This window comes from Tateyamaria sp. (assembly GCF_059783535.1).
The window spans coordinates 1-5868 of sequence record NZ_JBYNDP010000182.1 but is presented as its reverse complement, the minus strand read 5'-3'; the positions used below and the strand labels follow the sequence as shown (position 1 = coordinate 5868).

6 protein-coding genes are annotated in these 5868 nt (G+C 59.3%); 3 read left to right on the top strand and 3 right to left on the bottom strand.

The window, feature by feature from the left end; all coding sequences use genetic code 11:
* Nucleotides 1-33 precede the first annotated feature (33 nt).
* The 3 genes from AC6RA8_RS20635 to AC6RA8_RS20625 all read left to right on the top strand — a co-directional run bounded on the left by AC6RA8_RS20635 (nt 34) and on the right by AC6RA8_RS20625 (nt 2381).
* Nucleotides 34-789 (top strand): DUF1963 domain-containing protein, encoded by a 756-nt coding sequence (locus AC6RA8_RS20635; RefSeq protein ID WP_500355459.1) that lies wholly within the window; start codon nt 34-36, stop codon nt 787-789.
* Nucleotides 790-860: 71 nt separating this feature from the next.
* Entirely contained in the window at nt 861-1322 is a 462-nt protein-coding gene (locus AC6RA8_RS20630) for a DUF1963 domain-containing protein (RefSeq protein ID WP_500355457.1), read from the top strand.
* A gap of 276 nt (nt 1323-1598) precedes the next feature.
* Entirely contained in the window at nt 1599-2381 is a 783-nt protein-coding gene (locus AC6RA8_RS20625; RefSeq protein WP_500355456.1) for a lysophospholipid acyltransferase family protein, read from the top strand.
* Nucleotides 2382-2493: 112 nt separating this feature from the next.
* Here the strand turns inward: AC6RA8_RS20625 and AC6RA8_RS20620 are convergent, their stop codons facing one another.
* From AC6RA8_RS20620 to AC6RA8_RS20610, 3 genes are all read right to left on the bottom strand, one after another.
* Nucleotides 2494-3399, bottom strand: a complete 906-nt coding sequence (locus AC6RA8_RS20620; RefSeq protein WP_500355454.1) for an aminotransferase class IV — start codon at nt 3397-3399, stop codon at nt 2494-2496.
* Nucleotides 3400-3498: 99 nt separating this feature from the next.
* On the bottom strand, nt 3499-4677 hold the full coding sequence (locus AC6RA8_RS20615) for a DegT/DnrJ/EryC1/StrS family aminotransferase (RefSeq protein WP_500355452.1): 1179 nt from the start codon (nt 4675-4677) through the stop codon (nt 3499-3501).
* Nucleotides 4678-4772: 95 nt separating this feature from the next.
* The coding region (locus tag AC6RA8_RS20610) for an NAD(P)/FAD-dependent oxidoreductase (RefSeq protein WP_500355451.1) at nt 4773-5868 on the bottom strand (1096 nt) is incomplete at its 5' end.

Here is a 5868-nt window from a genome sequence, read left to right as displayed (position 1 = left end):
AAAGTGGACTTGTAGCATCAATTCAGACCTTGAGTGGCCAATTTTCATTTGCAGAAGGACTACGAGCTAGTGGCCCAAATTTCTCTCATTTCTTCGCCCGGACGCATTGCAGACTCTGCATGGCATTCTGTTCACTCTTGGTACGGTGGATTACCTCGGCTTTCGGAGGAAATATCTTGGCCGACCGCGTCAAACAAACAGCATTTGCATTTTTTGGCGCAACTGGACCTGTCACAAGTCTCATCCACCGTAAGCAGTCTTGGATGCCCAACCGAAGGCCATCTAGCTTTTTTTGCCTGTACCGAGTTCGACCAACCTCAAAACGCCGCGCAACATGAAATCTTTGGTGAATACCATTGGCCATGCGCGGTCATGCATATCAAGAATGCGCCGGAAAGTTATACTGCATTGCCCCCCGAAGCGCCTCCGGTTTACGGCGGGAGCTGGCAATACTATTTCCCAGGAGGAGACCCCGAACACCCGCCCAAAAAATTCAGCAGGCTTGCGGTCGAGTTTGAGATATTAAACGGAACCTCGCAGAACCTGGCAGAAAGACTGAACCTACATTGGCAAAGTAACCCGTCATATTCTCCCACCCCAGAAGAGTTTGAGGTCCCCAGCAACCCATCAGATGTGTTGTGGCGAACTATAAGAATTGTGAGCCAAGAATGTACAGCAGCTCTGAAGAGCCGCGAGACCAGCTTGAATACCTACCTTGCGGATCGCGAAGATACGCCACTGAAAAATGAGATGTTCCTTAAGCATCTGCCGCTGTCGAGGAAATTTTGACTGTGTGGCTCGACCGGGCAAAGCAAAGTGACCCCAACCGAAATATCGGCACTCAATGCGGCCTTGACTGGATGAATGACCTCGACGAATTGAAAGTTACTTTCGAAGAAATTGAGGTGAGATCAAGCTTTGTCGGGAAACATAACAGGCGCCCCGGTAGCGGGGGGCATATGGACGTGCCCTACTATTGGTATCACGGACGAGCAACGCAGCAGGCCTACAAACAGATGATAACGGGCTCTGACGCAGATTTTTCTGCCTTGCCTGACAAGGTTCAAAAAACACTTAGACGGGACCTCAGTTCAGTTAGATTTCCCCCAAAGAGCCAAGACATGTTCTGTGGCGTTGATGCTGACGGCAACCTGAATCCAATTTCCGATGACCTGCGTCACGAAGCGACCTTGCTGTTGGAGCTGAACAGTTCTTTCCTTTGGACGTGGGGAGACGCGGGTAAACTCCAATTTTGGATTCGGAACCCAGACTTGCTCAATAGAGACTGGGACAAGGGCTTCCTTTTGCTACGTTCGAGCTGAACCGATAACCGACGTTCAACCAACCTGATCGAACGGCGGCTCCGTCTGCTCTGCCAACCATAGATATTAGATGGGCTAAGGTCCGAAGAAAGCTCAACCCAACCAGTGGGGCCAATCACCGCTATCCGACTTTCTGTTGATGCGCCGCGCCCATTGCCCCATAGAGGCAGGGCGCAGGGTGCTTGTCGGGCCACGCGCCCAGAGGGCAGGCGGCAAATACGCCATGAAGAATCCTCGTGAACATCCCCCGGCAGACAGCACATGCGACGGGGAGCCATGTCACTTCAACCTCCGAACGGGCGGGCCGTACCAGTGGCCACGGACCCGGCTGGCCTGCGCGTCATAAAACGCGCTGCGCTGTTTCTGCTGGGTCCATTTTACTTCCTCTATATCGCCTTTGTGCCCCTGCTTTGTGGTAAGCGGCGGGGCTTTCGCGGCTGGTACTGGCCGCTGGTCAAACGTGCCTGTTCGCGGCTTCTGTGGCTGCTGAGCATCCGGACAGAGATGACAGAAGCCGACCGGGCCGCGCTCGCCGCCGACACTGGCAGCATCATCGTGATCAACCACCGCAGCCACCTCGACGGATTCGCTCTGATGGACGTGATGCCCGACGCCAAGTGGATCACTTTCGCCGCCAAGAAGGAGTTATGTGACGCGGCCCTCCTGCGCCACGGGTTCAAGGGCGCGGGACTGGTGGAGATTGACCGCAGTAGCGGTACGGTTGCGCTTGAGACGCTCACCGCTGCGGTCCACGCCATGCCCGCGCGCCGCTCTGTCGTGCTTTTCCCGGAGGGCACGCGCACCGGGTTCGAAAGCCTTGGCGCGTTCAAGGCAGGTGCGGTACTTGTCGCCCGCGCCACCGGCAGGACGATACGGCCCATTGTCATTCATGCTTCTGACCGCCTGTTGCCGCGCGGCAAACACCTGCCCAGAAGCGGAACCATCCGCATCGAGGTTTTGCCGTCATTCGAATGCGATCTGTCCGCATCAGTTGACGACGACGTTGCGCGCCTGAGAGGCGCCATGATGGCCGTTTTCGATGATGGGGTGGATCGGTAACTCTCAACGACAGGTATTGCGCTATGCGAGGAGATGTGTCGGGGCGATACCCCTCATTGTCCGCTTGGTCTGCACTTCGGTTGCCGACCGTTGATCCAACGATGCTATGTTATCAATTGATGTAGCCCACAGCGATCCTGTGTTGCGGGCGTGTGATCCAATCAAAGTAGCGGGTGCGCAGGTCTGATGCGATCGCGCCGGCCGTGCCATTTGAAAACACCAGGTCATCCACGCGTGAAACAGGGATGACGCCGCCGCCCGAGGAGGACAGAAACACCTCGTCCGCCTCCAGAAATTCGTCAAGCGGCAGGGGGCGAGTTTCGGTTTGCAGTCCGGCCTCAACGCACATCTCAAGCACCGTCCGCCGCGTGATCCCGTGCAGTACGCCTTGGTCGGAGGTCACGACGCGGTTGCCGAAAACGGCAAAGACGTTGAAGCCCGGCCCTTCGGTCACGTTCCCGTCGTGGTCCAGCAGGAGGGTTGTTTCAAATCCATGCTCCTTGGCTTCGAACAGGCCCGAGGTGAAGTCGCCCCAATGGTAGTTCTTGACCCGAGGGTTCACGCTGTCTGCCGGAATGCGGCGGACGGATTTGGTGATCCAGACCGATGTGCCTTGCTCTGCCGCCGCTGGCTTGACAATGTGCACATAGGGCACGCACCAGGCGTAAAAGTGGTTGGTGCAGTCGCGGGGGTCACGGCTGCCCGGCACCGGGTTGCGTCCGCGCGCTGCCACCATGGCGACATAGGCGTCTTGCAGGCCGCTGGCGGCGACCATCCGGTTGAGCGCATCGCAAATCGCTGTGTGGTCCATGCCGATGTCGTATCGGCCAGCCGTGAGCGACGCGATGAAGCGGTCGACATAGTCGTGCAGGCGAAAGAATGCACCGCGCCAAACCGGAACCACGTCATAAGCGATGTCGGAATGGGTCAGGCCCCAATCGGTGACGGGAATGGCCGCGTCCGAGATGGGGATGATGTGGCCAGCCATCCAGGCGGCACCCTGCGAGAGATCTATCATGCGCTCACGCTACTGCACCCTCTGCCCGTTGCAAGGGCAGGGTGGGCGGCAGTGTGTCCCAATGCGTGCATCCAAACGCATTGGGATGGTGGGCGGGTGTCAGGCGGCCTGTTGTTCTGTCGCCGTTGCCACGGCGGACAGCAGGGCCTCGGCCACCGCGTCGAGCGTATCCTTGGGCAGGTGCACGGGCAGGCGCACGTCACAGGCGCGCATGAGCATGGCGCGGGTTTTCGGCAATTCAGGCAGGTTCGGGATGAACTGCCAGTTCCAGAAGGCACGGGCGTTGTCCGTGCTGGCCCCGAACACCTGCACTTTGACCCCGGCCTGGGCCGCGGCGGCGACAAAGCTGTCGACCTGTGCGTCACTCATGTCAATCAGGTTGAACTGGATCGAATCCGGGGCGCGCACTTCGCCATGCAAAGGCGTAGGCACATGGATATGTGGGCTTTGATCCAGCAGCGCGGCAACGTGATCGTGGTTGCGCCGTCCGTCTTCGACTCTCCGGGCGAGGTGGGGCAGTTGCGGACGGATGACGGCGGCACTCAGGTTTGACATGCGCAGATTGTAGAGCGGCCATTTGTTCTGGTGCTTAGCAAAGGCGTCCTGCAAGACCGGGTGCTTTTTCCAGTTATGTTCGTATGCGCCCGACATGATGATGGCGCGGGCCACCAGATCGGCGTCGTCGGTGATCATGATCCCGCCTTCGCCCGCGTTGACCATCTTGTAGGACTGGAAAGAGAAGCAGCCGATGGTCCCTATGGTCCCGATCTTGCGCCCGTTCCAAAGGGTGCCGAGGGAGTGGGCCGCATCCTCGATCACTGGCACGCCGGCGGCGGTGCACAGCGTCATGATGGCGTCCATATCGGACGTGTGGCCGCGCATGTGGCTGATGATGACGGCCTGTACGCTTGGCAGTTTGTCCACGAAATCGTCAATGTTGACGCGGTAGTTGTCATCGACCTCGCACAGGACCGGTAGGCAGTCGGCATGCAGAACCGACGAGGGCACGGCGGCAAAGGTGAAGCCCGGGATCAGGACGCGGGCGTCGCGCGGCAGGTTGAGTGCCTTGAGCGACAGGAAAAGCGCAGCAGAGCAGGACGACACGGCGAGGGCAAATTTGCTGCCCATCAATTCCGCGAATTCGGCTTCGAGAAGCGAGACGGGCGCGCCTTCGGGGGCGGTATAGCGGAAGAGGTCGCCAGAGCTCAGCAGGCGGTCGATCTCTTGTCTTGCGGCGGTGGGGATGGGTTCGGCACTGTGCATGTCGGGGAGGGACATATTCCAGAATCCTTATGATCAGTTTTCGTTTTTGTAAATCCGATAGGCGCAAAAGGAAACGGTTTTGTGACGTCTGGGCTGAATTAAGCCTGCCGTTACAGGCCAAGACGGTCGCGCATGGCGTACCAGGTCATGGCGAGAACAAGGAGCGGGCTGCGCAGTTTTGCCCCACCCGGGAATGGCGCCGTCGGGATGGCGGCCATGGTGTCGAAGCCGTCAGACTGCCCTTGGATCGCGTGGGCCATCAGCATGCCAGCATGTGTCGCAGTGCCGACGCCATGCCCGGAAAAGCCTGAGGCGCTCAGCATGTTGGGCGCCAGCCGGGCCAGGTAGGGAAGCCGCTGCATCGTGATGGCAAGTGTGCCGCCCCATGCATAGTCGATTTGCACATCTGCGAGGTGCGGAAAGATCTGCGTCATCGGTTTACGCACCTTTGCTGCGATGTCGCGGGGAAAGCGGTAGCCATAGCTTTCGCCACCGCCAAACAGCAGGCGGTTGTCATGGCTCAGCCGGAAGTAGTTCACCACGAAGCGGCTGTCTGACACGGCGATGTCTTGTGTCAGCACGCTGGCGGGGTCGTCCAGCGGCGCGGTTGCGGCGACGAAGTTGTTGATGGGCATGACGTGCGCGGCGACCGGGGCGTTCAATCCCCCCAGATATCCGTTGCAGGCGAGGATCACGTGATCTGCAGTGACAGAGCCGGTGTCGGTCTTGAGCGTAACCTGCCCGCCGTTTGTGATGCCGGTGACAGTGCTTCCTTCATGGATAACTGCACCGGCCTTTTCTGCTGCTGTCGCCAGTCCAAGGGCAAAGCGCAGCGGGTGCAGGTGGCCGGACTTGTGATCAATGACACCGCCGCGATAGGCCGGTGAAGGGCAGATGGCGTGGAAAGCGTCCCGGTCCAGCACGTCAATGCGGTGGTCGTAGTGTCGGTCCATGTGCTCTGCATGGGCGTGCAGGTCGGCCACATCGCCGTCGTCTTCCGCTGTCCAGGCGATGCCGGGGCGGTAGAAGCAATCGATATGATGCGTGTCGATCAGCTGGCGAACGAGGTCTGTCGCCTCAAGCCCCAAGTCCCACAGGCGCCGGGCATCCTTGGGCCCGACCATCTTCTCAAGGTAAGGCTGTTCAACCCTTTGGCCGGTGCCGAGCTGCCCGCCGTTACGACCGGAGGCTCCGAAGCCCGCGCGA

What these genes read in the sequence shown, in the direction of transcription:
- AC6RA8_RS20630 (WP_500355457.1), top strand. Translation starts at nt 861, where the DNA reads ATGAATGACCTCGACGAATTGAAAGTTACTTTCGAAGAAATTGAGGTG.
- AC6RA8_RS20625 (WP_500355456.1), top strand. Translation starts at nt 1,599, where the DNA reads ATGTCACTTCAACCTCCGAACGGGCGGGCCGTACCAGTGGCCACGGAC.
- AC6RA8_RS20620 (WP_500355454.1), bottom strand. Translation starts at nt 3,399, where the DNA reads ATGATAGATCTCTCGCAGGGTGCCGCCTGGATGGCTGGCCACATCATC.
- AC6RA8_RS20615 (WP_500355452.1), bottom strand. Translation starts at nt 4,677, where the DNA reads ATGTCCCTCCCCGACATGCACAGTGCCGAACCCATCCCCACCGCCGCA.